General features: G+C 66.3%; 28 protein-coding genes. 13 read left to right on the plus strand and 15 right to left on the minus strand.

Annotated elements, in window-relative coordinates; translation table 11 throughout:
- The 3 genes from meaB (at position 1) to AM590_RS20935 (ending at position 2,297) form a co-directional block, all read left to right on the plus strand.
- Positions 1-1,068, plus strand: coding sequence for a methylmalonyl Co-A mutase-associated GTPase MeaB (gene meaB / locus AM590_RS14220; RefSeq protein ID WP_058828051.1), 1,068 nt, complete (start codon positions 1-3; stop codon positions 1,066-1,068).
- A gap of 86 nt (positions 1,069-1,154) precedes the next feature.
- Entirely contained in the window at positions 1,155-2,081 is a 927-nt protein-coding gene (locus AM590_RS14225) for an alpha/beta fold hydrolase (RefSeq protein ID WP_058828052.1), read from the plus strand.
- A 72-nt stretch (positions 2,082-2,153) separates the two neighbouring features.
- Positions 2,154-2,297: a hypothetical protein gene (locus tag AM590_RS20935; RefSeq protein ID WP_172795812.1), complete on the plus strand. Its 144-nt coding sequence runs from the start codon at positions 2,154-2,156 to the stop codon at positions 2,295-2,297.
- 14 nt (positions 2,298-2,311) lie between these two features.
- Here the strand turns inward: AM590_RS20935 and AM590_RS14230 are convergent, their stop codons facing one another.
- A complete protein-coding gene (locus tag AM590_RS14230; protein WP_058828053.1) occupies positions 2,312-2,692 on the minus strand; it encodes a Zn-ribbon domain-containing OB-fold protein in 381 nt (126 codons plus the stop codon).
- Entirely contained in the window at positions 2,689-3,855 is a 1,167-nt protein-coding gene (locus AM590_RS14235; RefSeq protein ID WP_058828054.1) for a thiolase domain-containing protein, read from the minus strand. The genes AM590_RS14230 and AM590_RS14235 overlap by 4 nt, the downstream gene beginning before the upstream one ends.
- Before the next feature lie 201 nt (positions 3,856-4,056).
- Here AM590_RS14235 and AM590_RS14240 point away from each other — a divergent pair, with 201 nt between their 5' ends.
- Positions 4,057-5,364: a M28 family peptidase gene (locus AM590_RS14240; RefSeq protein ID WP_058828055.1), complete on the plus strand. Its 1,308-nt coding sequence runs from the start codon at positions 4,057-4,059 to the stop codon at positions 5,362-5,364.
- Between the two features lie 135 nt (positions 5,365-5,499).
- Positions 5,500-6,231 (plus strand): NAD(+)/NADH kinase, encoded by a 732-nt coding sequence (locus AM590_RS14245; protein WP_058828056.1) that lies wholly within the window; start codon positions 5,500-5,502, stop codon positions 6,229-6,231.
- A 116-nt stretch (positions 6,232-6,347) separates the two neighbouring features.
- Here the strand turns inward: AM590_RS14245 and AM590_RS14250 are convergent, their stop codons facing one another.
- From AM590_RS14250 to AM590_RS14285, 8 genes are all read right to left on the minus strand, one after another.
- Positions 6,348-6,791, minus strand: coding sequence for a hypothetical protein (locus AM590_RS14250; protein ID WP_058828057.1), 444 nt, complete (start codon positions 6,789-6,791; stop codon positions 6,348-6,350).
- Positions 6,792-6,928: 137 nt separating this feature from the next.
- A complete protein-coding gene (locus tag AM590_RS14255) occupies positions 6,929-7,210 on the minus strand; it encodes a hypothetical protein (protein WP_004972591.1) in 282 nt (93 codons plus the stop codon).
- Positions 7,203-7,592: a hypothetical protein gene (locus tag AM590_RS14260; protein ID WP_058828058.1), complete on the minus strand. Its 390-nt coding sequence runs from the start codon at positions 7,590-7,592 to the stop codon at positions 7,203-7,205. Before AM590_RS14260 ends, AM590_RS14255 begins: the two co-directional genes overlap by 8 nt.
- Positions 7,593-7,631: 39 nt before the next feature.
- A complete protein-coding gene (locus AM590_RS14265) occupies positions 7,632-8,396 on the minus strand; it encodes a cytochrome bc complex cytochrome b subunit (RefSeq protein ID WP_058828059.1) in 765 nt (254 codons plus the stop codon).
- A 10-nt stretch (positions 8,397-8,406) separates the two neighbouring features.
- Positions 8,407-9,201, minus strand: coding sequence for a cytochrome bc complex cytochrome b subunit (locus AM590_RS14270; RefSeq protein ID WP_004972586.1), 795 nt, complete (start codon positions 9,199-9,201; stop codon positions 8,407-8,409).
- A gap of 3 nt (positions 9,202-9,204) precedes the next feature.
- The gene (locus tag AM590_RS14275) at positions 9,205-9,594 is read right to left on the minus strand and encodes a hypothetical protein (protein ID WP_004971171.1); all 390 of its coding nucleotides are present in this window, start codon (positions 9,592-9,594) and stop codon (positions 9,205-9,207) included.
- Positions 9,594-10,232, minus strand: coding sequence for a halocyanin domain-containing protein (locus AM590_RS14280; RefSeq protein WP_006600548.1), 639 nt, complete (start codon positions 10,230-10,232; stop codon positions 9,594-9,596). Before AM590_RS14280 ends, AM590_RS14275 begins: the two co-directional genes overlap by 1 nt.
- 85 nt (positions 10,233-10,317) lie before the next feature.
- Complete coding sequence (locus tag AM590_RS14285; RefSeq protein WP_058828060.1) at positions 10,318-11,148, minus strand: hypothetical protein; 831 nt, start codon at positions 11,146-11,148, stop codon at positions 10,318-10,320.
- Positions 11,149-11,389: 241 nt separating this feature from the next.
- On the opposite strand from AM590_RS14285, the gene AM590_RS14290 reads away from it, so the two are divergent.
- A complete protein-coding gene (locus AM590_RS14290; RefSeq protein WP_058828061.1) occupies positions 11,390-11,872 on the plus strand; it encodes a hypothetical protein in 483 nt (160 codons plus the stop codon).
- Between the two features lie 4 nt (positions 11,873-11,876).
- Here the strand turns inward: AM590_RS14290 and nth are convergent, their stop codons facing one another.
- The gene (gene nth, locus AM590_RS14295; RefSeq protein ID WP_058828062.1) at positions 11,877-12,560 is read right to left on the minus strand and encodes an endonuclease III; all 684 of its coding nucleotides are present in this window, start codon (positions 12,558-12,560) and stop codon (positions 11,877-11,879) included.
- 146 nt (positions 12,561-12,706) lie between these two features.
- On the opposite strand from nth, the gene AM590_RS14300 reads away from it, so the two are divergent.
- Positions 12,707-13,459 (plus strand): DUF998 domain-containing protein, encoded by a 753-nt coding sequence (locus AM590_RS14300; protein ID WP_082677747.1) that lies wholly within the window; start codon positions 12,707-12,709, stop codon positions 13,457-13,459.
- Between the two features lie 62 nt (positions 13,460-13,521).
- On the plus strand, positions 13,522-13,656 hold the full coding sequence (locus AM590_RS21290; RefSeq protein ID WP_256364947.1) for a hypothetical protein: 135 nt from the start codon (positions 13,522-13,524) through the stop codon (positions 13,654-13,656).
- Positions 13,657-13,739: 83 nt separating this feature from the next.
- Here AM590_RS21290 and AM590_RS14305 read toward each other — a convergent pair whose 3' ends face one another.
- Positions 13,740-14,957 carry a proteasome-activating nucleotidase gene (locus tag AM590_RS14305; RefSeq protein ID WP_004971162.1) on the minus strand — a complete coding sequence of 406 codons (1,218 nt, stop codon included), beginning with the start codon at positions 14,955-14,957 and terminating at the stop codon, positions 13,740-13,742.
- 171 nt (positions 14,958-15,128) lie between these two features.
- On the opposite strand from AM590_RS14305, the gene AM590_RS14310 reads away from it, so the two are divergent.
- From AM590_RS14310 to rad50, 4 genes are read left to right on the plus strand one after another with little or no spacing between them, the layout of a single operon-like run.
- Complete coding sequence (locus tag AM590_RS14310; protein WP_058828063.1) at positions 15,129-15,398, plus strand: helix-turn-helix domain-containing protein; 270 nt, start codon at positions 15,129-15,131, stop codon at positions 15,396-15,398.
- 26 nt (positions 15,399-15,424) lie between these two features.
- On the plus strand, positions 15,425-15,826 hold the full coding sequence (locus AM590_RS14315) for a hypothetical protein (RefSeq protein WP_058828064.1): 402 nt from the start codon (positions 15,425-15,427) through the stop codon (positions 15,824-15,826).
- Positions 15,823-17,157 (plus strand): DNA double-strand break repair protein Mre11, encoded by a 1,335-nt coding sequence (mre11, locus tag AM590_RS14320; RefSeq protein WP_058828065.1) that lies wholly within the window; start codon positions 15,823-15,825, stop codon positions 17,155-17,157. Before AM590_RS14315 ends, mre11 begins: the two co-directional genes overlap by 4 nt.
- The gene (rad50, locus tag AM590_RS14325) at positions 17,154-19,835 is read left to right on the plus strand and encodes a DNA double-strand break repair ATPase Rad50 (RefSeq protein WP_058828066.1); all 2,682 of its coding nucleotides are present in this window, start codon (positions 17,154-17,156) and stop codon (positions 19,833-19,835) included. Before mre11 ends, rad50 begins: the two co-directional genes overlap by 4 nt.
- 24 nt (positions 19,836-19,859) lie before the next feature.
- Here rad50 and AM590_RS14330 read toward each other — a convergent pair whose 3' ends face one another.
- From AM590_RS14330 to AM590_RS14340, 3 genes are read right to left on the minus strand one after another with little or no spacing between them, the layout of a single operon-like run.
- Positions 19,860-20,288, minus strand: coding sequence for a hypothetical protein (locus tag AM590_RS14330; RefSeq protein ID WP_058828067.1), 429 nt, complete (start codon positions 20,286-20,288; stop codon positions 19,860-19,862).
- A gap of 27 nt (positions 20,289-20,315) precedes the next feature.
- On the minus strand, positions 20,316-20,900 hold the full coding sequence (locus AM590_RS14335; protein WP_058828068.1) for a hypothetical protein: 585 nt from the start codon (positions 20,898-20,900) through the stop codon (positions 20,316-20,318).
- Between the two features lie 48 nt (positions 20,901-20,948).
- On the minus strand, positions 20,949-21,134 hold the full coding sequence (locus AM590_RS14340; protein WP_004972572.1) for a hypothetical protein: 186 nt from the start codon (positions 21,132-21,134) through the stop codon (positions 20,949-20,951).
- Between the two features lie 105 nt (positions 21,135-21,239).
- Between AM590_RS14340 and AM590_RS14345 the strand changes: the two genes are divergently transcribed.
- Complete coding sequence (locus AM590_RS14345) at positions 21,240-25,247, plus strand: DNA polymerase domain-containing protein (protein WP_058828069.1); 4,008 nt, start codon at positions 21,240-21,242, stop codon at positions 25,245-25,247.
- Positions 25,248-25,334: the final 87 nt, after the last annotated feature.

Raw genomic sequence — 25,334 nt, forward strand, 5'->3', positions numbered from 1 at the left:
ATGAGCCGGGCGGTCGAATCCGACCTCGTCGAGCGGCTCCTCGACGGCGAGCACCGGGCGCTCGCACGCGCCATCACGAAAATCGAGTCGCAGTCTCCGGGCTACCGGGATATCGTCTCGGAACTCCACGCGCACACGGGCGACGCGTCCGTCGTCGGCATCACGGGTAGCCCGGGGGCCGGCAAATCGACGCTCGTGGACAAACTGGCGAAGTACTACCGCGACCAGGGCGAGACGGTCGGCGTCATCGCCGTGGACCCCTCCTCGCCGTACACCGGCGGGGCCGTCCTCGGCGACCGCATCCGCATGGCCTCGAACGTCGGCGACATGGACGTGTTCTTCCGGTCGATGAGCGCCCGCGGCCAGCTCGGCGGGCTCTCGACCGCCACCGCGGACGCCGTGAAGGCGCTCGACGCCTTCGGGAAAGACCGCATCATCATCGAGACGGTCGGCGCGGGGCAAAACGAGGTGGACGTGGTGAAGACCGCAGACACGGTCGTCGTCCTCGTCCAACCCGGCAGCGGCGACGACGTACAGATGCTCAAGGCGGGCATCCTCGAAATCGGTGACCTGTTCGTCGTCAACAAGGCCGACATGGAGGGCGCGTCGCGCACCGTCGCCGAACTGCAGGAGATGATTCACCTCCGCGACGACCCGCGGGCGAACCTCGACACGGGCCACCACGGGGCCGACGCGTTCGATGACGAGTCGGCAGACGCCGAGGCGTCGGACGCTCCCGACGACCCCCTCGTCTGGACGCCGCAGGTCCTCGAAACCGTCGCCACGACCGGCGAGGGAATCGACGAGTTGGTCGAGACGCTGGACGAGCACCGCGACTACCTCGACGCCTCCGGCGAGTTGGCGGAGAAGGCCCGCAAGCGCGCGGGAGAGGAGATTCGACAGCTCCTCCGAAGCGACGTGAACCGACTCCTCGAAGCCGAACTCGACCGACGCGGCGGAGTCGACGAGTTCGCCGAGGCCGTCGTCGAAAAGGAGACTGACCCCTACGCGGTCGCCGAAGACGTGCTCGAACCGTTCCGGGAGTGTTTGGACGGGCGAGACGACTGAGACGCCCCGGGCGCGGGCGAGGAGGTCCCGCCCGTCACCCCGCCACGGGCGGGCGAATTAAGGCCACCGCGCACCATCTACGTGACATGAAACTCCGACGAGCCATCGGACTGGCCGCAGCGGGCGTCGGTCTCGCCGCCGCGACCAACGCCGCCCTCTCGAAACGCGTGGGCCCTCTCGAACCGCCGCTCTCCGGAAACCACGGGACGTATCGCTGGCGCGGCATGGACGTGTCGTACGTCGAAGCCGGCGACGAGGACGACCCGACGCTCGTCCTCTTCCACGGTATCAACGCCGCGGGGTCGTCCGGCGAGTTCCGCGAGGTGTTCTCGGCCCTCGCCGAGGACTACCACGTCGTCGCGCCCGACCTCCCCGGGTTCGGGCTTTCGGACCGGCCGGCGCTATACTACTCGCCCGCGCTCTACGAGGACTTCGTCGGCGACTTCCTCGCCGAATACGACGACCCGGCGGTCGTCGCCTCGTCGCTCACCGCGGCCTACGCCGTCGCCGCCGCGGAGCGAGACGACGTGTCCGTCTCGCGGTTCGTCCTCGTCTGTCCCACGTCGCGCGGCGGTCCTGACCCGAAGGAGTGGCTCCGCGAACTCGTCCGCGCGCCGGTCGTCGGCGAGGCGCTGTTCAACGTCATCGCCTCCCGACCGTCGATTCGCTACTTCAACGCCGACCACGGCTACTACGACCCCGAGAAGGCGGGCGAGGAGTGGCAGGAGTACGAGTGGCGCACCGCTCACCAAGAGGGCGCGCGCTTCGCGCCGGCGTCGTTCATCTCCGGCTACCTCAACACCGACATCGACCTCGCGGCGGCGCTGTCAGACCTCGACGTGCCGACGACGCTCGTCTGGGGCCGCGAGAGCGACATCACACCACTGAAGCGGGGTCGAGACCTTGCGGACGCGGCGGACTGCACGCTTGTCGTCTTCGACGACGCGATGTTGCTCCCGCACGTCGAGTTCCCGAACGCCTTCGTCGACACCGTCCGCGACGCCCTCGACTGAACGGGGCCTACGCCGCGGCCGCGACCACGAGCCGAACCGACACAACCCGACCCAACCCCCCGAACTGAACCGATGTTCGACTCCCTGTCGCTGTTCTCGTTGTTCCTGTACGGAGCCATCGCGCTCCTCGCGGTCGGATTCTGGGCGTGGCTCCTCGGTTCGTACGTCTTCGGCTGGCGCTCGCCGCTGGAGGCCGTCGAGGCGCGCGACGAGTAATTGACCGCGCGGCGCTACTCGCTCGCGGGCCGGAACACGAGCAACTGCTCGTCGGTCGTCGCGTTCTCGCCCACGCCGACCGAGACGGTCGTGCCGAGGTCGACCTCGTCGGCGGGGAGGTCGCGAACGACGCCCGTGAGTTTGACGGGGCCGAACGACGCGATGGCCGTCATGTAGGGCGCTTCGTCGGCGAAGTTCGGCGCGGGGACGTGGACCTCGGTGAACGTGAGTATCTCGCCCGTCTCCGGGAGCGGTTTCGCCGTCAACTCGGCCGCGCCGCAGTGCGGGCAGGAGCGCCGCGGCGGGAGCGAGCCGTGACCGTCGGGACACGCGAGGTAGTAGCCCTCCCCGTCCGCGATTGCGGCCAGCCACTCGTCGTAGCCGGTGTCGGTCATCGGTCCACCTCCAAGACGTGGACGACCGCGCTGGCGACGGTCCCACCCGCGTTGTGGGTGACGCCGACCCGAGCGTCGGGGACGGCGTCGCTGTTGCCGTGGTCGCCGCGGAGGAGTTTCGTCATCTCGACGATTTGGGCGGTCCCCGTCGCGCCCACGGGGTGACCCTTCGCCTTGAGACCGCCCGAGAGGTTCACCGGGAGGTCGCCGTCGCGGGTCGTCTCGCCGCGGGCGGCCGCGCCGACTCCCTCGCCGTGGTCGTAGAGGCCGAGCGATTCGAGCGCGAGCACCTCGGCGATGGTGAAGCAGTCGTGGACCTCGGCCACGTCCACGTCGTCGGGGGCGATTCCGGCGTCCGCGTAGGCGGCATCGGCGGCTTTCGTCGCGGCGGGCGTCCGCGCGAGGTGCGGCCTGTCTTGGAGCGCGGCCTTGTCGCCGCCCTGTCCCGACCCGGTGACGGTGACGGGGGCGTCGAGGCCGTGGCGCTCGGCGTAGTCGTCGCTGACGAGGACGACCGCGCTCGCGCCGTCGGTGATGGGACAGGCGTCGTAGAGAGTGAGCGGGTCGGCGACGACGGGGCTTTCGAGCGCGTCTTCGACCGTGATTTCGCGGTGGAACTGCGCGTAGTCGTTCTGCATCGCGTTGGCGTGGTTCTTCACCGCGATGTGCGCGAGGTCCTCGCTGTCGCCGCCGAAGGCGTCGAAGTACGCGCGAGCCATGAGCGCGTACGCGCCGGGGAACGTGACCCCCGCGCGGACCTCGAACAGTTCGTCCGCGGCAATGGCGAGCGACTGGGTCACCTCGGCGGTCCCGAGGTTGTTCATGCGCTCCATGCCGCCGGCGAGGACCACGTCGGCCGCGCCGCTCCGAATCGTCGCGACTGCCTGCCGGAAGGCGACGCCCGCGGAGGCGCAGGCCTGCTCGTAGCGGGTCGCGGGGCAGTCGAGGCCGGCGGCCTCGGCCATGACCGGCCCCTGATGGCCCTGCTTCTCGGCGAGTTCGCCCATGAAGTTGCCGTAGAAGATTTCCTCGTAGTCGTCGCGGGAGACGCCGGCGTCCTCGCGGGCGGCGAGGGCGGCCTCCGCGAACAGGTCGCGGCCGGTTCGCTCGGGGTGACTGCCGAACTTCGTCAGTCCGACCCCGGCGATTCGCACGTCAGTCATGAATGAACGTACGTGATAGATGGTCCTTGAACCTGCCGTTCGTCTGTGAACCGAACCACGATTCGCACCCGTTCGCTCGCTCTCGCGGCCGCGACGCCTCGACGCGGGTGTCTCGCCGGTGTCGGTCGATTCCACCACCACATCTCCTCCGAGTTTTCGACTCATCGCAACGGTTACCACGGCCCCGCGAGACGGTCCACTATGAGTGACTGGATAGGCGACACGTTCACCAGCGAGGTCGGCTGGAACCACCTGGAGACGCTCGTCGACATCGGCAACCGAATGGCCGGTTCGCCGGGCGAGCGCGAGGCGATGGAGGCGACCCGAGACGCCCTCGAACGCGTCGGCGCGCGCAACGCTCGCATCGACCCCTTCGAGATTCAGGGCTGGGAACGCGGCGACAGCGCCGTCTACGCCGCCGACACCACGCAGGACTGCATCGCGCTCCCGCGCAGTCCCGCCGGCACCGCGAGCGGCGAACTGGTCGACCTCGGCTACGGCCTGCCCGAGGACTTCGACCGCGACCTCTCGGGGAAGGTCGTCGTCGTCTCCACGACGGTACCCGACCACTACGACCGCTTCATCCACCGCCGCGAGAAGTACTACTACGCCGTTGAGGCCGGCGCGGCCGCGTTCGTCTTCGCCAACCACGTCCCCGGCCAACTCCCGCCCACGGGGAGCGTCGGCACCGCCGAAGCGCCTATCGGGGACATCCCCGCGGTCGGCGTGAGCAAGGAGGTCGGCGCGCGCCTCCGCCGCCGGTTCGACGGCGACGAGGTGACCGTCGACGTGACCTGCGAGACGCCCGCGGCCGAAAGCGGGAACGTCCACGCCGAACTCGGCCCCGACACCGACGAGGAGGTGCTCGTCACGAGCCACCTCGACGCCCACGACATCGCCGAGGGCGCGATGGACAACGGCGCGGGCACCGCGATGGTGGTCGAGGTCGCCCGCGCGCTTGCCGCCCGCGAGGACGAACTCGACACGCGCATCCGTTTCGTCTGCTTTGGCGCGGAGGAAGTCGGCCTCGTCGGCTCCGAGTACGAGGCCGACCGCCTCGGCGACGCCCGAAACGACGTGAAAGCCATCGTCAACAACGACGGCGTCGTCGCCGGGCGGACGCTCAAGCTCACGACTCACGGCTTCGACGAACTCGAAACCGCCGCCGAGACGGTTGCCGAGCGGTTCGACCACGACGTTTCGACGCTCCCCGAACAGCTCCCCCACAGCGACCACTGGCCGTTCGTCGCTCACGGCGTCCCGGCGTACATGGTCGGTAGCGAGCAGGAAGGCCGCGGCCGCGGCTGGGGCCACACCCACGCCGACACCATCGAGAAACTGGAGTCGCGGACGCTCCGCGAGCAAGCGATTCTCCTGACGGAACTGACCGTCGAACTCGCCGACGCAGACCGCGAGATACCCCACGCCGACCCGGCGGACATCGCGGCGGCGCTCGAAGCCGAAGACCAAGCGGAAGGCATGAAGGTCACCGGCGACTGGCCGTTCTGAGGCGTCGGCGACTCACAGTACCCATCCGGCCCGCCCGGCCCGCGCCGCCCATCGCCGGACCGAACCACGAGGGCTTTTATTCGCGGCGGCGTAGCACGGGACGATGCTACGGGGGCTCGCCGCAGGTGGACGACGATGAGATTCGGTATCGTCGGTGACGACTCGGTCGCCACCGCCGTCAGAGCGGCCGGTGCGTCGGTCGAACCGGAGCCGGCCGACGCGGACGCCGTCGTCGCCGTCGGCGAGTCGGCGCTCTCGACGGTCGCACTCGGCTCCGAGTGGTCGTGCCCGGTCGTCCCCGTCGACTGCGGCGCACCGTGGTCGACCCCGCGTCGCGACCTCGAAGCGCGACTGTCCACGGTCGCCGCGGGCGAGGGTCGGGTCGTCGACCACCCGACGCTCTCGCTCCGCGTCGACGGCGACGCGGCGGGTCGCGCGCTCTTCGACGCGATGCTCGTCACGAGCGAACCGGCGCATATCTCCGAGTACGGCGTCGCCCACGCGGAGGCCGCGGTCCCCTTCTCGTCCGAACCGACCGACGAGTCGCGCGCGGCGGCGCGCTGGACGCCGGTCGACGAGTTCCGCGCCGACGGGGTCGTCGTCGCCACGCCGCTCGGGAGTTTCGGCTACGCGCGCGCCGCGGGCGGCGCGGTCGTTGGCCCGGCCGCCGGGCTCGCCGTCGTTCCCGTCTCGCCGTACGCGACGCAGACGGACTCGTGGGTTCTTCAACCGCCCGTCCAGCTATCGGTCGAACGCGACGACGCGCCCGTGTCGCTCGTCGCCGACGACGAGGTCGTCCGGGAAGTCCACCCGTCGGAGTCGGTGGTCATCGACCGCGACGGGAGCGTTCCGCTTCTCGTCGAGTGAGCGCCTCGCTCGGCCGTGATTTCGGACCCCGAGCGGTGGCGCTCGGCGTCGTCGAAAATACGTGTTCCTCGTGAGCAGTGCGAACGCGGCGACGCGGAGAAGAAAGCGCCGCGAGCTTAGACGATGAGGTTCCAGTAGTCCGCGACGAGGAAGAAGAGGCTCTGGAACGCCGCGTACAGGAGCACGAGCGTCGCGGCGACGAGCGAGCCGTTCGGGCGTTCGAGCGGCTTGTCGGTGCGGGCTTCGACTTTGCGCGCTTCGAACTCGAAGAAGTCGGTGACGAACATCCCGACGACCAGCACGGTCAGCACCATGCCGCCGTGCGGCTCGACGAGCAGGTAGAGGAACGAGGTCAGGACGAGCGCGCCCGAACTAATCGAGTGCGGGAGGTACCGGGAGATGGCCTCCTCACCGCCTTCCTCGGCCTGCTTGACGTGCGACCGGTGACCGAGGAAGCGCGTCGCGAAGTTCGCAAGCACGAGCACGAGCGCCACGTGCGGGACGACCGGTTCGACCGCCGCCAACTGGTCGAGCGGAACGAGGAACTGTAGTGGGTGCATACAGGACCGTCGGAGCGAGACTCATTAGAGTTTTTCCAATCCGACGCGGGACGCGGCGGGGAGTGCACCCGCTATCGTGAGGGACGTTTCGGCGATTCGAATCGAGATGAGAGGAGAACGGCCCGCGCCGCGTCAGCTTACTGCGCGTTGCGGCGCTCTTCGAGCGCGGACATGATCTGGTGACCCGCCGGGATGAGCACCCAGAAGGTGAGCGCGCCGAGAAGCGCGAACCAGAGGAACACGTCCATCAGCGTGACGGCGATGATGTTGAACAGTCCCTCGGTCGCGCCGGACGACAGCGGCTCGATGAGCTGTTGTGTGCTCTCGAAACTGCTCGTCCGGTACCACGACGCGAGCACCAGCCACGCGAGTCCGGACCCGGTCAGGATACCCAGACCCTTGATGAATTCGTCAGCCATTGTTCGAGTCTTCGCCGGAGTCCTCTTGAGACTTTCCCATTCCTTGGGCGCGAAATCGGGTGCCGAGCGTGTAGACGACCGCGCCGAACGCGATGATGCCGAGTCCGAAGACCGCGAGGGCCGTGCTCAGCAGACCGTCGGCGACGCCGATTCCGAGCGCGCCGAGCGCGCCCGCGATGACCGCACGGAGCGCGCTCACCTGCAGCGTCGCGGCGTCGAGGAAGACGAAGCCGAGGACCACGCTGACGACGGCGATGAGCGTCGAGAAGACGGTAATCGTCTTGTAGAGCCGCATGGGGACGACGATGTCGCGCCGGCCGCGGCGTCCGCGCCGCGCCCCGTCGGCGTCGCCGGTTCGACCGGTTGCGTCGCTATCTGTCATTAGTGACGCTAAGAAGGGACGGTTGGTAGTGGTTCCGCTCTATTTCGGCGGGCGAAGCCGGTAGTAGCGGCGGTTGAGGTTGTACATGTACCCCTCGCGCATCGTCTTCAGTATCGCGTAGGTGATGGTCCCGAAGACGAACGGGAGCAGGAACGTCAGGTCGAACAGCAGGTCGACGTTCATCGGCATGAGGTTCTTGATGGCCAGAAGCGAGATGGTCATCGCGAACACCACGCCGAAGACGCCGACTGCGGACCAGAACGGCTGCTCGACGGGTCGCCGGGCCGAGCCCTTGTTGAGGAAGGGCACGATAGCGATGAAGCCGACGACGACGCCGTTCGCCAGCACGCCGTAGGTGCGGTCGGCCATCAGCTTCTGTCCGCCGAGGATGGCCAGTTCGGGGTTCAGCGGGTTGAGCTTGAGCAGGCCGAACGACCAGTAGAGATACCAGTCGGGCAGGATAATCGCCGGGGTACTCGACGGATTCGCGGGGTTGCCGATGTGCGGCGGCATGGTCGCCGAGAGGAACAGAATCATCCCGACGAAGAACGACGCAATCGAGAGGTTACGGACGGTCTCGTGGGGCCACGTGGGGAACGCCAGCACGTCGCGTTCGACGTAGTCGGACTCCGTGCGGAGGTCCTGGTCTTCACGACGTGCGCGCTCGAAGTACTCGTAGGTGAGCCGGGAGAGCCCCGTCTTGCGAGCCTTGCGCTCGCTCCACGTGGGCGTCTCGTCGTCCGGGGCCACGATGCCCGCGCCGTCGGATCGAATCTCCTCGTTTTCGGGTTCGTTGTCGCTCATGATTGTCACCTCAGTGCGGCTCCGCGATGCCCTGCACCCACACGATGCCGATGTGGATCGCGATGAGCGTCGTCACGACGAACGGGAGCAGGAACACGTGGATGATGTACATGCGCTGTAGCGTCGACTGGCTCAGCGAGAAGCCGCCGAACAGGAGCTGTGCGACCCACTCACCGGCGAGGGGGACCGACAGCGACATCTCGACGCCGATCTGCCCCGCCCAGTAGGCTAGCTGGTCCCACGGGAGGAGGTATCCGGTGTACCCGAACACCATCGTCAGGCTGATCAGGACGATGCCGAGAAGCCAGTTCAGCTCGCGGGGTTCCTTGTACGACCCCGTGAAGTAGACACGGAGCATGTGCAAGAACACGGCCGCGACCATGACCTGCGCCGCCCAGCGGTGGACGGAGCGGAGCATGAAGCCGAACTGCAGGTCGCGCATGATGAATTCGATACTGCTGTAGGCCGTCGTGGGGTCACCGGTCGTCGCCGGGGAGTAGTAGAACCCGAGAAGGGCACCACTGATCGCCGCGACGACGTACGCGAGCGTCGAGAACAAGCCGAGCGTGTACAGGGGGTACCAGTACCAGAACTTGTTGTCGAGGTTGTACTGCTCGGTGTGGCTCTTCGGCATCTGGAGGTTGACTCGGTAGTAGAGCGTCTCCAGAAGTTCCAGATAATCGACGATGCGGAGTCGCTTATCCAGCCAGATGAGCGTGGTGAGGAAGGTGGCCTCGACCGGGGTGAGGTCCTTCTTTTTCATCCAGGCCTTGTGGTCGTAGTCGTCTTTGCGTTCGAGACTCATGGTTTATCGCTTGTAGTAGGGGTACACCGCGCGTTTGACCTGTTCCCACGCGTCATCGCTGCTGAAGGTGACACCGTCGACGTCCTCCTCGCGGACGTAGAGGTCTTCCCACTTGCGACGCCGCTTTTTGACGATCATCACGTCGGGGAGGAACTCCTTGCGGTACAGCGCGAGGATGAACGCGAGGTCCACGAAGATGACGGCGAGGACGCCGCCGAGGAACATGTTCCCCGTGTCCGTCAGTCCCCACCCGGAGACGAAGCCGTAGGTGAAGAGAAACACGAACACGACCTCGATAATCGTCAGGAGGACGATTGCGATGGCCGCTGCGGTGCTCTCTCGCGCCGGTTCGTATCGGTGAATATCGCCGTATGTGCTGCCGGTCGAAGACATTATTCGCCACCTCCGGTGTTACCCGTATTTGGGGACTCGCCGTACTTCAAGATGAAGAACGTGTAGATGATGGTGACGAGGATGCCGAGAATCGTCGCCGAGCCGACCCAGTGTGCCTGAATCGGGACGCCGAGTTCGTGCAGTTCCTTCTCGCCGCCACCGCCGGTGCTGATAGTCGCCACGTCGTCGCCGACGGCGACCGCGCCGAGCATGCCGAGCGCCTCGTGCGGCACGCAGTGGTACTTGGTGATGCCACCGTTCTCGAACGTGAACTCGTAGGTGCTCCCAGCCTCGGAGACGGACGCGCCGGAGTCGAGCGACGCACCCTCGCTCGCGACGACGTTGTGGCCGCCGCCTTCGCCGGTCCACTCCCACGTTACGGTCGTGCCGGGGTCGATCCAGATGCCAGCCGGTGCGAACGCAAGGTTACCTCCGTTGCCGGACGCGCCGACCTCGATGGTGACTTCGCTCTGACCGCGGAGGTCTTCGTAGCCTCCGTCGATGCCGTCGAGGTAGCCACCGAAGTCGGGTTGAACCTGCGCTCCACCGCCGCCTTCCTGCGCAGCAGCGGTCCCGGCGGCAGCGGTCGCGGCGGCTGTCGCACCGCCAGCCGTTCGGAGAAACTCCCGCCTTTTCATACGGTCGTTCGTCAGGATGGGACGCGCTTAAACCCACCGACTATGCCGTCACGGAGGGTGTTTCCGAGGCGGGTTCGCGTCGGGCTCAGCCCTCAGAACTGGGGGCGTCTCGCTCGGGGGGCTCGATCAACGGCGCGGCGGTTTCGTCCCCGTCGAACGTCGGGACGAACTCGGGGCGCGACCCGCCTTCGAGACCCATGACGCGGAGCCTGTCTCGGTACTCTTCGGCGCGGAAGCGATCCGAGAGCCGGGCGTTCGCCACGACGACGAAGAGGAAAAAGCCGATGACGAGAAAGCCCAGTCCGGCGAGCGGCGCGATAATCGAGTCGAGGTCGGGGAGGATGAGCCACGCCCCGATGAGCGCGAAGCCGCCAAGCAACTGGCCGAACGCGACGATTTGGAGCATCCGATTCCCGAAGTCGCCGGTCCCCTGTGCGACCTCTTCGGGTTCGGGGAGCCTGACGGTCTCGGGCGCGTCGTTCACCTCGAAGTCCTCCATCGAACAGAGCGCGACGGTCGGTTTCACGTCGCGGAGGACGGTCCCCTCGCCCTCGACGCTCCCGTCCGGGTAGACGACGGCGTAACCCTCGTCTGAGTACGCGAGAATCCGGGGCTCGCCGTTTTCGGTCACGCGTTCGAGGACGGCAAACACCTCGCGAATCGCGACCCGGTAGCGGAGTTCCTGTTCGACGCGGTCGAGCAACTCCTCGCCGACGACCCACGAATCGGGGTCGAACGCGGCGTCCCACTCTTCGGGGGTCATCTTCGCCATGTCGGCCGGGCCGAAGTTCTCGAAGTCGTACTTGGCTTCGACCTCCTCGCGGAGGGCCGCGAGCTCCGCGTCGGACATCGCGGCGTCGGCGTCCGCGTCCGGTGACGAGCCGTCGTCGGCCGGGGCGGAAGACGAGTCTGACATCGCCCCGGAGTAGGGTCCACGCCGGTAAACGTGTTCCGACCCCGAGCGCGTTCGTCGCGGGCGACTCGCCGCGCGACGCTCTGAAACCCGGCGTCCAGTTGGTCCGGCGCTCGAAAACTGTGGTTCGAAACTCGAATCCAAGTCGTTGCGGCCGACGTTCGACCCCCGCTCCGTGGTTTAGCGCTCGAACGGGGCGCAGCGCATCGGTCCCTTTAGGCCGACCGGGTTCTAACGCCGTGCGATGGCAGACGAGACCACGCTCGCCACGCTCGCCGCGATTACCGTCACGGCCAGCTTCCCGTTTTACCTCTACGGCGCGTGGATAATGATTGACGCCGAGACGGTGTCGTGGGACGTGCTCGTCTACCACCTCAAAATCATCTTCCCCGGGCTCGTGTTGAACACGGTCCCGGTCGTCACCTGGATGCTCCCGCGGCTCTTTCAGCAACTCAACGGCCTCAGCGCCCTCCACGCGATTCTCGGCCTGCAGGCGTACGCGATGCTCATCTTCGCGCTCACGGGAATCGTCCGCATCTTCCAGGCTAAGTGGAAGGCCGACCTCTACCGCGACCCGGACCAGGACGTGTCGCTCGACGACCTCCACGAGAACATGGGCGCGTGGCGCGGCCGCCTCCGCGTCGGCGTTTTCGGCTACGTTATCTTCTGGGTGTTCGCGTGGCTGCTCGGTATCTACCGCTACCTGAGCGGCTACGTGTTCGTCTGAGTGCTCACCACGCCTCGCCGCTGGCGAGGTCGACGTTGTGGTCGAGCTTCGACGAGGGGCAGACGTCTTCGAGCACGCAGGCGTCGCAGTCCGGGTTTCGCGCGTCGCAGACGGCCCGGCCGTGGCTGATGAACAGGTGGGTGAACTGTTGCCAGTCGCGTTCAGGGACCACCGGCATCAGGTCCTCCTCGATTCGCTCGGGGTACTCCTCTTCTGTCAGACCGAGTCGGCGCGAGAGCCGCTGGACGTGGGTGTCGACGACGATGCCCTCCACGATGTCGTGGCCGTGCTGGAGGACGACGTTCGCGGTCTTCCGGCCGACGCCGGCGAGGTCGGTCAGCGCCGACATGGTGTCCGGAACCTCGCCGTCGTGCTTCTCGATGATGTCCGCGCACGCGGAGCGGATGTACTTCGCCTTGTTGTTGTAGTAGGTGATGGAGCTGATGTCGTCGGCCAGTTCCTCCTGGTCGGCGGCGGCGTAGTCCGCGGCGTCGTCGTACTTCTCGAACAGCTCCGCGGTGACCTTGTTGACGCGCTCGTCGGTACACTGTGCCGAAAGCATGACGGCGATGAGCAGTTCGAGGCGGTTCGAGTAGGAAAGCGAGATGGTGGTGTCGGGGTACTCCTCGTACAGTCGGTCGAGGACCTCCTCGGCCTGCGCCTCGCGGCTTTCGAGTGGCGTGCCCATACCTGTGGGTGCGACCCGGTCGGTTTCAGTCGTTCGGGTTGGGGCGAGGGGTGCGGGTTCCCGACCACCCGGATTCTCGCGGTCTAAGAGCCAGCGTTCGGTGTTATCGACGCGTCAGTCGTCTAGGCGAACGGAGAGTGAGACCAATGACACCAACCACCGAGTCCCGACGGGACGGCAGTCCGCCGACCGAGACGCGACCCGAACGAATCTCCGAGACGCCGGGGGCACACGACCACCGGCGCGAGCGGTTCGTCGCCGGCGCGTTGCTGTTCGCGTTCGGCCTGCTCGCGTTCATGGGAATCATCACTGCCGAGGCGTTCTATCCCGGCTACAACGCGGGTGTACAGGAGATAAGCGACCTCGGTGCGACGAGGCCACCCAACAGCGTCATCCTCCAGCCGTCGGCGACGATTTTCAACGCGACGATGATACTTTCGGGGCTGTTAGTCCTCGGCGCGAGCTACTTCGCACACCGGGCGTTCCGCGACCGCGTCGTCACCGCCGCCGTCGCCGCGCTCGGCATAGGCATCCTCGGCGTGGGTATCTTCGACGGGAGCGAAGCCCCGATGCACGGGCTGTTCGCGCTCCTGACGTTCTTCGCCGGCGGCGTCTCCGCGGTCGTCGCCGCGCGGGTCATCGAGACCCCGTTCCGATATCTCTCGGTCGCGGTGGGCGGGTTCGTCCTCGCCCTCTTGGTGAGTATCTTCGCGTTTGGCCTCCTCGGTCTCCCGCACCCGCTTTCGTTCCTCGGCGCGGGTGGTCTCGAGCGCTACGTCGCCTACCCGGTGCTCCTGTGGTTCATCGGGTTCGGCGGCTACCTGATGGGGGCCGCGCCGGAGACCGGTTCCGTTGACCCGACCGACTCCGCGCCCGCAAACACGCCCGGCTCCCGCTGACACTCCCGATTCGGTCGCACGAATACCGACGATTTATTATTCACGACCGCGACCCACCGAGCATGTCCGCGCTCGAACTCCCCGGCCGGCGCGAATCGTGGCTGACCGCGGCCGCGACGCTCGGCGGCTACGGTCTCATCCTGACTGCGATGTTCCTCGCGTTGTTCGTGCTTCCGTACTTCGCGTTCGCCGCGTAGTCACTCGGCGGTCGGCGTCACGCGAAAAGCGAAGGCGGAATCGAAGCCCGAAACAGAACGGGACGGAACGCGACTCGCGTCGGTTACGCGAACGCGCGGGAGACTTCCGTCTCGTCCGAGGCTTCCTGCTGAATCTTCTCCCAGGCGTCGAGGAAGTCCTGCATGTATATCTCCGTGCGGTCGTCGCGGATGGCGAACATCCCTGCCTCCGTACAGACGGCCTTGATGTCGGCACCGGAGGCGTTGTCGGCCATCTCGGCGAGTTCGACGAAGTCCACGTCGTCGGAGACGTTCATCTTCCGGGTGTGAATCTGGAAGATTATCTCGCGGCCGTCCTCGTTCGGCTTGGGCACCTCGATGAGGCGGTCGAACCGGCCGGGCCGGAGAATCGCGGGGTCGAGCATGTCGAAGCGGTTGGTCGCCGCGATGATGCGGATGTTGCCGCGCTCGTCGAAGCCGTCCATCTCGGCGAGCAACTGCATCATCGTGCGCTGGACCTCGGCGTCGCCGGAGGTCTTCGAGTCCGTGCGCTTCGAGGCGATGGCGTCTATCTCGTCGATGAAGATAACGGCGGGCTCGTTCTCGCGGGCGACCTCGAATAGGTCGCGGACGAGCTTCGCACCCTCGCCGATGAACTTGTGCACAAGCTCGGAACCGGCCATCTTGATGAACGAGGCGTTCGTCTGGTTGGCGACGGCCTTCGCGAGCATCGTCTTGCCCGTGCCCGGCGGGCCGTACAGGAGGACGCCGGACGGCGGGTCGATGCCCACCTTCTCGAACATCTCGGGGCGGTCGAGCGGCATCTCGACCGTCTCGCGGACCTCCTGCATCTGCTCTTCGAGTCCGCCGATGTCCTCGTAGGTCACGTCGGGGCTGTGTTCGACCTGCATCACGCGAGCCCGGACGTCCGTCTCCTTGTCGAGTCGCTTGACGATAGAGAGGGAGTTGTTCACGGCGACGCGCGCGTCGGGTTCGAGCTCCTCGCGCATCTCGTCTGTCACTTCGGTGAGGGCCTCTTGGTTGTTACCGTGCTGCTTGATGATGACCCCCTCGTCGGTGATTTCCTGAACCGTCGCAACGAAGAGCGGCGACTGCTTGAGCTTCTTGTTCTCGTGGGTAAGCCGCTCGAGCTTCTGTTGATACTTGTTGTTCTCGGCGTTCGTGTCGAGGAGCTTGTCGCGCATCTCCTCGTTCTGCGTTTCGAGAACTTCGAGCCGCTCTTGAAGGGCGGTGATCTTCTCCTGCTGCGACGCCGAGTCCTTATCGTAGGGGAGATCGACGTCGTCCACAGTATCGGTCATCATCCGGCATAGGGTGCAGGTTCATAAGAGGCTTCGGGTGTGTGAGGGATTCGCCGCCTAGGGGGCGTCTCCCGCCCGGATGACGAGTCTGACGTACGTCACATAAATTCTCCTCAGTAATAAATCTGGATAGCAAATATTATCTAATAGCATTGCATGGTGTCTCGTACGATGAGCACCACGGAAGCAGTCGAACGCGAGTCCGAGCCCCAGTCAGACGACCGGTGGGAATCGGTTCGAGACATGCCCCCGAGCGCGAAGTTGGTCGCGAAGATTCTCGACTACGAGGACACGCTCACCCAGAGTCAAATCGCCGAAGAATCGCTTCTGCCCCCGCGTACCGTCCGCTACGCGCTCTCCCGGCTAGAGGACGAGGGCGCGGTCAATTCCCGATTTTCCTTTTCCGACGCGCGCAAGCGCCTCTACACGCTCAACATTTAAATCCGAACGCGCGGCCACGTGGTCGCATGTCTTCGCCCGCTCCCGATGCCGTCGGCCGCGCGCTCTCCGCGCTCGCCGACGGCGATACCGACGACCGACCCGGGTCGTGTTCGCCAGCCGAAGTCGTCGCCGACGCGCGAAACGCCTTCGAGTCGCTCCATTCTGCCGCCCGCTTTCTCTCCGACGGAGGCGAACTGACACTCCGCCGAGCGGTCGGCGAGGCCGCCCGCCGCGGACACCACGACTGCGCGCGCGCCGGGCGGACGCTCCTCGCGGATCTCGACCGTCTACGCGGCGCGCTCGGCGACCCGGCCGACGAGTCGGACCGGGGCTCCTGCGTCGCTCAGCGGCGACTGCGGGACGCCGACCACTTTCGCTCCGGTCGCACAACCGTTTTCAGCGGCGGTGGCGAACCGGTTGATAGATGACACGGGTGATACACACCGGCGACACCCACATCGGGTATCAGCAGTACCACTCGCCGGAGCGCCGACAGGACTTCCTCGACGCCTTCGAGCGGGTCGTCGCGGACGCGCTCGACGGGGACGTGGACGCCGTCGTCCACGCGGGCGACCTCTACCACGACCGCCGTCCCGAACTCCCCGACCTCCTCGGGACGCTCGCTGCGCTCCGCCGCCTCGACGACGCTGGGATACCCTTCCTCGCCATCGTCGGCAACCACGAGTCGACCCGCGGGGGCCAGTGGCTCGACCTCTTCGAGCGCCTTGGACTGGCGACGAGACTCGGACGCGCCCCCCACGTCGTCGGCGACGTGGCCTTCTACGGTCTCGACCACGTCCCGCGCTCGCGCCGAGACGAACTCGATTACCAGTTCGAACCGCACGATGCCGGGCGCGCGGTGCTCGTCGCCCACGGTCTGTTCACGCCCTTCGCGCACGCCGACTGGGAGACCGAAACCGTCCTCGCCGAGTCGAACGTCGACTTCGACGCGGTCCTCCTCGGCGACAACCACGTCCCCGACACCGCCGAACTCGACGGGACGTGGGTGACCTACTGTGGGTCGACCGAACGCGCGAGCGCGAGCGAGCGCGACCCACGCGGGTACAACCTTGTCCAGTTCGCGCCCGACGAGGTCGACATCCGCCGGCGCACCCTCGAAACACGCCCGTTCGCCTTCGTCGAGGTCGACCTTGCCGGCGACGAGGGTATCGAGCGCGTCCGTCAGCGCGTCCGTGAGTTCGACCTCGAAGACGCGGTCGTCATCGTCGAACTGCGGGGCGAAGGCGAGAGCGTCACGCCCGCGGCGGTCGAGTCGTTCGCCGTCGAGGAGGGCGCGCTCGTCGCCCGCGTCAACGACAAGCGCGACATCGACGACGGCGCCGAGCTGGCGACCGACGTGACCTTCGCCGACCCCGACGACGCGGTGCGCGAGCGGGTCCGTGAGATGGGCCTGTCGAGCGCCGCCCTCGACGTGGACGAGACGGTCCGCGCGAGCAAGGTCGCCGACTCGAACGTCCGCGACGAGGTCCGCGAGCGCGTCGAATCGCTGCTTTCGGACGACCCCGGCGCATTCGTCGCCGTCGAGAGCCAGGATGGTATCGAGAGCGACGACGGCGTCGAGGACGGGGATTCGGAGGCCGCCGAGGACGCGGCGGACGTGGAAGCCGCCGAAGACACGGCCGAGTCCGACACAGAAACGACGACCGAGACCACCGCTGAAACGACGACCGAATCCGACTCGGAGGCCGCCGCGGACCCGGCGGCGAGCCGCGACAGTTCGCTGGGTGATTTCGCGTGAGGTTCACCCGCATCGCCATCCGGAACTTCAAACCCTACGAGGACGCCGAACTCGACCTCCGAGACGGCGTCACGGTCATCCACGGCGTCAACGGTAGCGGAAAGTCGTCGCTCCTCGAAGCATGCTTCTTCGCGCTCTACGGCTCGAAGGCGCTCGCGGGGACGCTCGAAGACGTGGTGACCACGGGCGCGGACGACGCCGAAATCGCGCTCGAATTCGTCCACGACGGCGGCGAGTACCGCATCGACCGCCGGATTCGCGTCTCCGGGGACCGCGCGACCACCGCCAAATGCGTCCTCGAAGGCCCCGAGGGAACCGTCGAGGGCGCGCGAGACGTTCGCCGGCACGTCGCGTCGCTCCTGCGGATGGACGCCGAGGCGTTCGTGAACTGCGCGTACGTCCAGCAGGGCGAGGTCAACAAGCTCATCAACGCGACGCCGAGCCAGCGCCAGGACATGATAGACGACCTCCTCCAACTCGGAAAGCTCGAGACATACCGCGAGCGCGCCGGCAACGCCCGGCTTGGGGTCGAAGACGTGCTAACGAGCAAGCGGAGCGTCCTCGAAGATGTCGAGTCCCAAATCGAGGCCAAGGAGGACGCGGACCTCCACGCGACGCTCAACGCGCTCGAATCCGAACTCGACTCCCTCGACGAGGAGATTTCGAACTACGAGGGCCAGCGCGACAAGGCGAAGGCGGCGCTCGACGCCGCCGAGGCGACGCTCGACGAACACGCCGAAAACCGGGAACGGCTCGATGAGGTCGAGTCGGCAATCGAGGACTTGACCGCGAAAATCTCCGCAGACGAGACGAAGCGTGACGACCTCTCGGAGCGTATCCGCGAACTCGACGCCGCCATCGACGACCTCGAATCCGACATCGGCGACGCGCTCGACCGGGCCGACCTCGACGACGCGAGCGATGAGGCGATTGCCGGCGCACGGGAGGCGCTTTCGGAGCGCGAATCCGAACTGCGTGACGACCTCTCCGAGGCGCGAACGCGGGCGCAGGCGTTCGAGACACAGGCCGAGCGGCTCGCCGAGCGCGCCGACGACCTCGAATCGCGCGCCGAGGAGAAACGCGAGGCCGCCGACGCCGACGCGGAGACCGCCGCCGACGCCGAGCGAGAACTCGAATCGTTCCGCGAGACGCGCACGGAGCTTCGGTCGTCGCTCGACGACGCCGAAGCGCGGTTCGAAGACGCCCCCGTCGAACTCGGTGAGGCAGCCGACCTCCTCGAACAACGACGCGAGGCGCGGTCCGACGCCCGCGAGTCGCTCGCGGAGACGGAGACCGAACTGAAGAACGCGCGCGAGCGCCTCGCCGAGGCCGAGCGCCTCCGCGACGCGGGCAAGTGCCCCGAGTGCGGGCAGCCGGTCGAGGGCTCGCCCCACGTCGACGCCATCAGCGAGCGCGAGGCCGCCGTTGAATCGCTGGAAGCCGACCTCGACTCGCTCGAATCGGACGTCGAGTCGCGCTCGGCGGCCGTCGAGGCGGCCGAAGCACTGGTCGAAATCGAGAACCGCGCGGGCTCTCAGCGCGACAAACTCGACCTCGTCGAAGAACGTATCGCCGACCGCGAGGAGACCGTCGAGAGCCGCCGCGAGGCCGCCGAAGAAAAGCGCGAGGCGGCCGCGGAACTCGAAGCTGAGGCCGAGGAGAAACGCGAGGCCGCGACGACGCAGGCCGAGCGGGCCGAGGAGGTCGCGGAGACGGTCGAGTCGCTCGAAGCGGACCTCGAAGCACTCGACGAGCGGCGCGACCGACTCGACCGCGTCGAGTCGCTGGTCGACGCGCGAGCCGGAAAAATCGACGCGCGGGACCGGCTCCGCGAGAAGCGCGAGACGCTCGCCGAGGTGAACCGCGAGCGCCGCGAACACCTCAGCGAGCGCCGCGAGCGTCGCGACGAACTCCGCGAGACGGTCGACGAGGAGGCGGTCGAGGGAGCGAGACAGCGCAAGGAGAACGCCGCGGAGTACCTCGAACGGGTCGAAGACGAGGTGTTGCCCGAGCTGCGTGAGAAGCGCGACGAACTCCAGAGCCGCGTCGGCGGCGTCGAGGCCGAACTCGAACAGTTGGACGACCTCCGGGAGCGCCGTGAACATCTCTCCGAGCGCGTCGACGCCCTCGAATCGGTCCACGACGAGGTGTCGACGCTCGAATCGACCTACGGCGACCTCCGGGCGGAGCTTCGCCAGCGGAACGTCGAGGTGCTCGAACGGATGCTCAACGAGACGTTCGACCTCGTCTACGCCAACGACGCCTACTCGCGCATCCGACTCGACGGCGAGTACGGCTTGACGGTGTTCCAGAAGGACGGCACCGCACTCGAACCCGAACAGCTCTCGGGCGGCGAGCGCGCGCTGTTCAACCTCAGCCTCCGGTGTGCCATCTACCGGCTCCTCGCCGAGGGTATCGACGGCGCGGCCCCGCTCCCCCCGCTCATCCTCGACGAACCGACGGTCTTCCTCGACGACGGCCACGTCTCGCGGTTGGTCGACCTCGTCGAGGACATGCAGAACCGCGGCGTCAAGCAGATTCTCATCGTCAGTCACGACGACGAACTGGTCGGCGCGGCCGACGACCTCGTCCGCGTGGAGAAGAATCCGACGACGAACCGCTCGACGGTCGAGCGGACTGACGCGCCGACCGTCGAGAGCGTGCTCGCGGACGACTGAGGGCGGTCGTTCCTCTCTCGGCGCTTATTCGCCGGCTCGCAGCAGTGCAACCCCTTCTTTCGCGGCATCGGTCGCTTCGTAGCCGCGCTCCCCGTAGACCGTGGTCTCGGCGACGAGACCCGCGACCCGGAACTCGGTCAGGAGGCCATGAAGGTCGCTCTCGCAGAGGTCGTAGGCCCCGAGGAGGTCGACCACGGGGAGTGGCCCGCGGTCGACGAGGTCGACGAGCAAGCCCAGTCCGCGCTCGGTCGGGACCGCGACGAGTATCTTCCGGACCGGCTCGGGGACGGCGCGCGCGGCGGTTTCGAGTGGGGACTCGCCGCTCACGGATTCGAGGTCGTCGTTCGGCAGGTACTGCTCCTCGCCGGTCTTCGGGTCGCGGACGCGGCTGGCGTCGCTCGACTGCTTGACGAGGAGGTACGTCCGGCCGTCTGGCCCGCGGACGGTTCGCATACGTCTCGGCGAAGGGCGCGGCGACTGTTAGCGGTTGCGCTCGGGAGCGTCTTCGTCGGTGTCGCTTACGTCACCGGCGTCCGCATCATCCTCGTCGTCTGTGCCGTCCTCCTCGTCCCGCCACTCCCCCCGCTTGAACTCTCGGTAGATGGAGTAGACGCGGACGAGCACGACCGTGCCGAACAGAAACAGGCCGCCGCCGAGGAGCGTGTCGCCGCGGAAGTAGACGAGCATCGGACCCACCGTGAGTCCCGCGAGGCCGACGTTCGCGAGCACGACGCTCGCCCAGAACAGCCGGGCGACCTCGGGATTCACGTCGGGGGAGAACTCCGGTGCGTCGCCCCCCTCGTCACCCGCGCTGTCCCCACCGTCGTCGGCGTCTTCGCCGGGGATGCGAACGCGGGGAATCGTCGGGAGTTCCTTCTCGGGATTCCCCCAGCGGGCTTCCGGGTCGCCCCAGCGGGCTTCCGGGTCTCCCCAGCGGGCCTCGGGGTCGCCCCACCGTTTTTCGGGGTCGATCTTCGAGGCCATGTCCGACGAGGGACGCTCCGCGTCGTCGTCCCCGTCGGCCGCGTCGGCGGATGTTCCCTCGCGTCGCTCGTCGTCCGTCACGCTCGCGTCGAGACGCCGTGCCGAGAAAAAGTGTCCGTTTCGGCCGAGTCAGGCGCAGTCGTCGAGGCGCATCGACCGCGATGCCTCGACCCACGCGAGTGGGTTCTCCGCGTCATAGAACACCACGCCACCGTCGATATCGTAGGATTCGACCGTCTCGGCTCCCGTCGGACCAGCCGGTCCGTCGCCGTCGATCGTGCCATCCCACCGCTCCGGAGTTGCGTGGTCGGTCATATCGTGTGACAAGGAATGTCACACACGGATATATGTCTTTCCGTGGTTCGGGGTGCGGTTCGTGGAAACGCCGGGGTTTTTAGCCGCGCCATCGAAGCGACTGGCATGACGCAGACGGGTCTGACCGACTTCGGGGGGAACGACGCTGACGGCGCGGGCGACGCGCGGCCTGACGAGGAGGCCGCCATCGTCGCCGGCGACGCCGGCCAGCACGTCTCCGACGTCATCGACACGGACGAGGTGCGGTTTCCCGACCCGGACGGGACGGTCGAACTGGCCGTCACACAGGTCGACTACACCATCGAGGGCGCGGGCCGAGACGAGTACCCCGTGATTCACATCTTCGGTCGGACAGCGGACGACGAGACCGAACACGTCCGCGTGCTCGGGTTCCGGCCGTACTTCTACGCACCCACCGCCAGCCTCGACGACGACGCGCTCGACAAGGACGTTATCACCGGCACCGACGACGGCTACGAGAGTATCCGCGGCGAGGAACTGACGAAGATTTTCGGTCGCACTCCCCGCGACGTCGGCCAGATTCGCGACGAGTTCGACCACTACGAGGCGGACATCCTCTTTCCGAACCGCCTGCTCATCGACAAGGACATCAAGAGCGGCGTCCGCGTCCCCGAGCGCCGCCTCGACGATGGGACGATTCAGATTCCCCATCAGGAGGTCACGCCCGCGGAGGTCGACGCGAACCTCCGGGTGAACACCTTCGACATCGAGGTCAACGACCGGAACGGCTTCCCCGAAGATGGCGAAGAGCCGATTATCTGCCTCACCAGCCACGACTCCTATCGCGACGAGTACGTCGTCTGGCACGCCGTCGCCGAGGAGGGTCTCGGCAAGCGCCCCGACTCGTTGCCGAACTACGAGTTCCTCGGGGAGGACGCGGACGTGGAGGTCAGGACGTTCGACGAGGAGGCAGAGATGCTCGACGCCTTCCTCTCGTACATCGAAGAGACCGACCCCGACATCCTCACCGGGTGGAACTTCGAGGACTTCGACGCGCCGTACTTCCTCGACCGGTTGGAGGAGGTCGACCCGACGACCGACCTGAACCTCGACTACAACCGCATGTCGCGGCTCGGCGAGGTCTGGCGCGGCGGCTGGGGCGGCCCGGACATCAAGGGTCGCGTCGTCTTCGACCTGCTGTACGCCTACAAGCGCACTCAGTTCACTGAACTCGAATCCTACCGCCTCGACGCGGTCGGCGAACTCGAACTCGACGCGGGCAAGGAGCGCTACTCGGGCGACATCGGCGACCTCTGGGAGGAAGACCCCGAGCGCCTGCTCGAATACAACCTCCGCGACGTGGAGTTGTGCGTCGAAATCGACCGGAAACAGGACATCATCGCCTTCTGGGACGAGGTGCGGACGTTCGTCGGCTGTAAGCTCGAAGACGCGCCGACGCCCGGCGACACCGTCGACATCTACGTGCTCCACAAGGTCCACGGCGAGTTCGCGCTCCCCTCGAAGGGGAAACAGGAGTCGGAGGACTACGAGGGCGGGGCCGTCTTCGACCCCATCACCGGCGTCAAGGAGAACGTCACGGTGCTCGACCTGAAGTCGCTGTACCCGATGTGCATGGTGACCATCAACGCGTCGCCCGAGACGAAAGTCGACCCCGAGGAGTACGACGGGGAGATGTTCCACGCGCCCAACGGGACGCACTTCCAGCAGGAACCCGACGGCATGATTCGGGAGATGGTCGACGAACTCCTCACCGAGCGCGAGGAAAAGAAGTCGCTGCGGAACTCCCACGACCCCGGGTCGTCGCAGTACGAGCAGTTCGACCGCCAGCAGGCCGCGGTGAAGGTCATCATGAACTCGCTGTACGGCGTGCTGGGCTGGGACCGCTTCCGCCTCTACGACAAGGAAATGGGCGCGGCGGTGACGGCGACCGGCCGGAAGGTCATCGAGTTCACGGAGCAGGCCGCGAACCAAATCGGCTACGACGTGGCCTACGGCGACAGCGTGACGGGAGATCGCCCGGTCGTCGTCAGAGACCCCGGTGGGACTGTTCGAATCCTTCCTATCGAGGACTTGTTTGCCCGCGGAACGACTGAATCTGAGGTACTCATCGCTGCCGACGGGGACGTCGTCGCAAGTGCCACTCCCGGGAAGACTCGCCGAGCGCTCGACGGGTGGGACGCCCTCTCTGTGAACGAAGATGGAGAGGCGGAGTGGCAACCGATTGCGCAGGCGATTCGCCATAAAACGGACAAACCGGTGGTGAACCTCCAACACAAGTTCGGTGAGTCGACGACGACGAGAGACCACTCGTACGTCGTCCCCGGTGAAGACGGCCTCACAACTGTCTCTCCGGACGACGTGGCGGAGCCGTATCGCGTCTCCGGGGTGCCCGACGTCGAGCCTGTCGAGCAGGTCGACGTCTACGAGGTCCTTCGTGGGTACGAACGCGAGTACGAGGACGGACGGAGCGTCGGGAGCGATAATTCGATAACGAAGCGGAAACAAATCCACGCGGACGACGAGTATGTCTGGTTCGGCCACGAGCACCACCGAGACGTCGACTCGACCGTCAAAGTCAAACGATTCGTCGATATCGACAGCGAAGATGGTGCAGCACTCATTCGGCTCCTCGGTGCGTACGTCCCTGAAGGAAGCGCATCCACTGGCGAGACGGTGACGTCGAAATTCGGGGCAAGTATCGCTGAATCCGACCGTGAGTGGCTAGCCCAACTCCAGCGAGATTACTCTCGACTGTTCGAGAACACGACCGCCGGTATCATTACGAGCGACCGACGAGCGGAGCGAACCGTCGAGTATCAAACGGACACAGGCGGTGCGTCGGTCACGTACAACGACGAGACGCTGAAACTGCAGATGATGAACGAACTCGCTGCTGTGTTCTTCCGCGAGTTCGCAGGGCAGACGTCGCGTGGTAAACGGATCCCCTCATTCGTCTTCCACCTTCCTGAGGAGAAGCAAGACTTGTTCCTGACGTTGCTCGTCGAAGGCGATGGATCTCGCGAATTCCCACGATACACCGAAGCGTACGCACAGCGAAACTTCGACTTCGAGACGACGAGCCGAGAACTTGCTGCCGGTCTCTCGATGTTGCTCACGCAACGGGGGCAAAAACACTCGCTCAAGTATCGGGACAGCAAAGACTCGTACACTATTCGGACGTGTAGCTCCTACCGGGAAGGCCGAGACCCCGTGCTGACCGAAGTCGACCACGACGGCTACGTGTACGACCTGAGCGTCGAAGAAAACGAAAACTTCGTCGACGGTGTTGGAGGTATTGTCCTTCACAACACCGACAGCGTGATGCTCGAACTCGGCCCCGACGTGTCGAAAGAAGAAGCCATCGAGCAGTCGTTCGACATCGAGGAGCACATCAACGCCGCCTACGACGACTTCGCGCGCGACGAGTTGGGCGCGGACGAACACCGCTTCCAAATCGAGTTCGAGAAGCTCTACCGGCGGTTCTTCCAGGCAGGGAAAAAGAAGCGCTACGCGGGCCACATCGTCTGGAAAGAGGGCAAGGACGTCGACGACATCGACATCACTGGCTTCGAGTACAAGCGCTCGGACATCGCGCAGATAACGAAGGAAGTCCAGAAGAACGTCATCGACATGATCGTCCACGGCGAGGAGACGGAAGTCATCAAAGACTACCTCCACGACATCATCACCGACTTCGAGTCGGGGAACCTGCCGCTCGAACAGGCCGGCATCCCCGGCGGAATCGGCAAGCGCCTCTCGGCGTACGAGACGCCGACCGCACATGTCCGCGGCGCGCAGTACGCCAACGCCTTCCTCGGGACGAACTTCGGGCGGGGCTCGAAGCCGAAGCGGGTCTACCTCAAGAAAGTCCACCCGTCGTGGTTCCGTGAGATGGAGACCGGCGAGTTCGACCCGCAGGTCGACGATCTCTACCGCGAGTTCAAACGCGACCCCGACGTCATCTGCTTCGAGTACGCAGACCAGATTCCCGAGGCGTTCGAAGTCGACTGGGACACGATGCTCACCAAGACGCTCGAGGGGCCGATCTCCCGCGTTATCGAGGCGCTCGGGATGTCGTGGGACGAGGTGAAAAGCGGACAGGAACAGACCGGCCTCGGGAGCTTCATGTGATCGGTCGTATCACCGGGTAATGAAACTATATTCGGTTACGTAGTGGTCGGGACCGTAACGGTGTTCGGCTGTCCAAAACCCGGACGC

This window comes from Haloferax sp. Q22, assembly GCF_001482285.1.
Lineage (GTDB): Archaea > Halobacteriota > Halobacteria > Halobacteriales > Haloferacaceae > Haloferax.

Coding starts and splice junctions, on each gene's coding strand:
- mre11 (WP_058828065.1), top strand. CDS start 15,823: ATGACACGGGTGATACACACCGGCGACACCCACATCGGGTATCAGCAG.
- AM590_RS14345 (WP_058828069.1), top strand. CDS start 21,240: ATGACGCAGACGGGTCTGACCGACTTCGGGGGGAACGACGCTGACGGC.
- AM590_RS14230 (WP_058828053.1), bottom strand. CDS start 2,692: ATGACCGACACCGGCTACGACGAGTGGCTGGCCGCAATCGCGGACGGG.
- AM590_RS14250 (WP_058828057.1), bottom strand. CDS start 6,791: ATGCACCCACTACAGTTCCTCGTTCCGCTCGACCAGTTGGCGGCGGTC.
- AM590_RS14240 (WP_058828055.1), top strand. CDS start 4,057: ATGAGTGACTGGATAGGCGACACGTTCACCAGCGAGGTCGGCTGGAAC.
- meaB (WP_058828051.1), top strand. CDS start 1: ATGAGCCGGGCGGTCGAATCCGACCTCGTCGAGCGGCTCCTCGACGGC.
- AM590_RS14280 (WP_006600548.1), bottom strand. CDS start 10,232: ATGAAAAGGCGGGAGTTTCTCCGAACGGCTGGCGGTGCGACAGCCGCC.
- AM590_RS14330 (WP_058828067.1), bottom strand. CDS start 20,288: ATGCGAACCGTCCGCGGGCCAGACGGCCGGACGTACCTCCTCGTCAAG.
- AM590_RS14225 (WP_058828052.1), top strand. CDS start 1,155: ATGAAACTCCGACGAGCCATCGGACTGGCCGCAGCGGGCGTCGGTCTC.
- AM590_RS14245 (WP_058828056.1), top strand. CDS start 5,500: ATGAGATTCGGTATCGTCGGTGACGACTCGGTCGCCACCGCCGTCAGA.
- AM590_RS14265 (WP_058828059.1), bottom strand. CDS start 8,396: ATGAGCGACAACGAACCCGAAAACGAGGAGATTCGATCCGACGGCGCG.
- AM590_RS14275 (WP_004971171.1), bottom strand. CDS start 9,594: ATGTCTTCGACCGGCAGCACATACGGCGATATTCACCGATACGAACCG.
- AM590_RS14255 (WP_004972591.1), bottom strand. CDS start 7,210: ATGGCTGACGAATTCATCAAGGGTCTGGGTATCCTGACCGGGTCCGGA.
- AM590_RS14270 (WP_004972586.1), bottom strand. CDS start 9,201: ATGAGTCTCGAACGCAAAGACGACTACGACCACAAGGCCTGGATGAAA.
- AM590_RS14260 (WP_058828058.1), bottom strand. CDS start 7,592: ATGACAGATAGCGACGCAACCGGTCGAACCGGCGACGCCGACGGGGCG.
- AM590_RS14340 (WP_004972572.1), bottom strand. CDS start 21,134: ATGACCGACCACGCAACTCCGGAGCGGTGGGATGGCACGATCGACGGC.
- AM590_RS21290 (WP_256364947.1), top strand. CDS start 13,522: ATGTCCGCGCTCGAACTCCCCGGCCGGCGCGAATCGTGGCTGACCGCG.
- AM590_RS14285 (WP_058828060.1), bottom strand. CDS start 11,148: ATGTCAGACTCGTCTTCCGCCCCGGCCGACGACGGCTCGTCACCGGAC.
- AM590_RS14300 (WP_082677747.1), top strand. CDS start 12,707: ATGACACCAACCACCGAGTCCCGACGGGACGGCAGTCCGCCGACCGAG.
- AM590_RS14310 (WP_058828063.1), top strand. CDS start 15,129: ATGAGCACCACGGAAGCAGTCGAACGCGAGTCCGAGCCCCAGTCAGAC.
- AM590_RS14235 (WP_058828054.1), bottom strand. CDS start 3,855: ATGACTGACGTGCGAATCGCCGGGGTCGGACTGACGAAGTTCGGCAGT.
- AM590_RS14315 (WP_058828064.1), top strand. CDS start 15,425: ATGTCTTCGCCCGCTCCCGATGCCGTCGGCCGCGCGCTCTCCGCGCTC.
- nth (WP_058828062.1), bottom strand. CDS start 12,560: ATGGGCACGCCACTCGAAAGCCGCGAGGCGCAGGCCGAGGAGGTCCTC.
- AM590_RS20935 (WP_172795812.1), top strand. CDS start 2,154: ATGTTCGACTCCCTGTCGCTGTTCTCGTTGTTCCTGTACGGAGCCATC.
- AM590_RS14305 (WP_004971162.1), bottom strand. CDS start 14,957: ATGACCGATACTGTGGACGACGTCGATCTCCCCTACGATAAGGACTCG.
- AM590_RS14290 (WP_058828061.1), top strand. CDS start 11,390: ATGGCAGACGAGACCACGCTCGCCACGCTCGCCGCGATTACCGTCACG.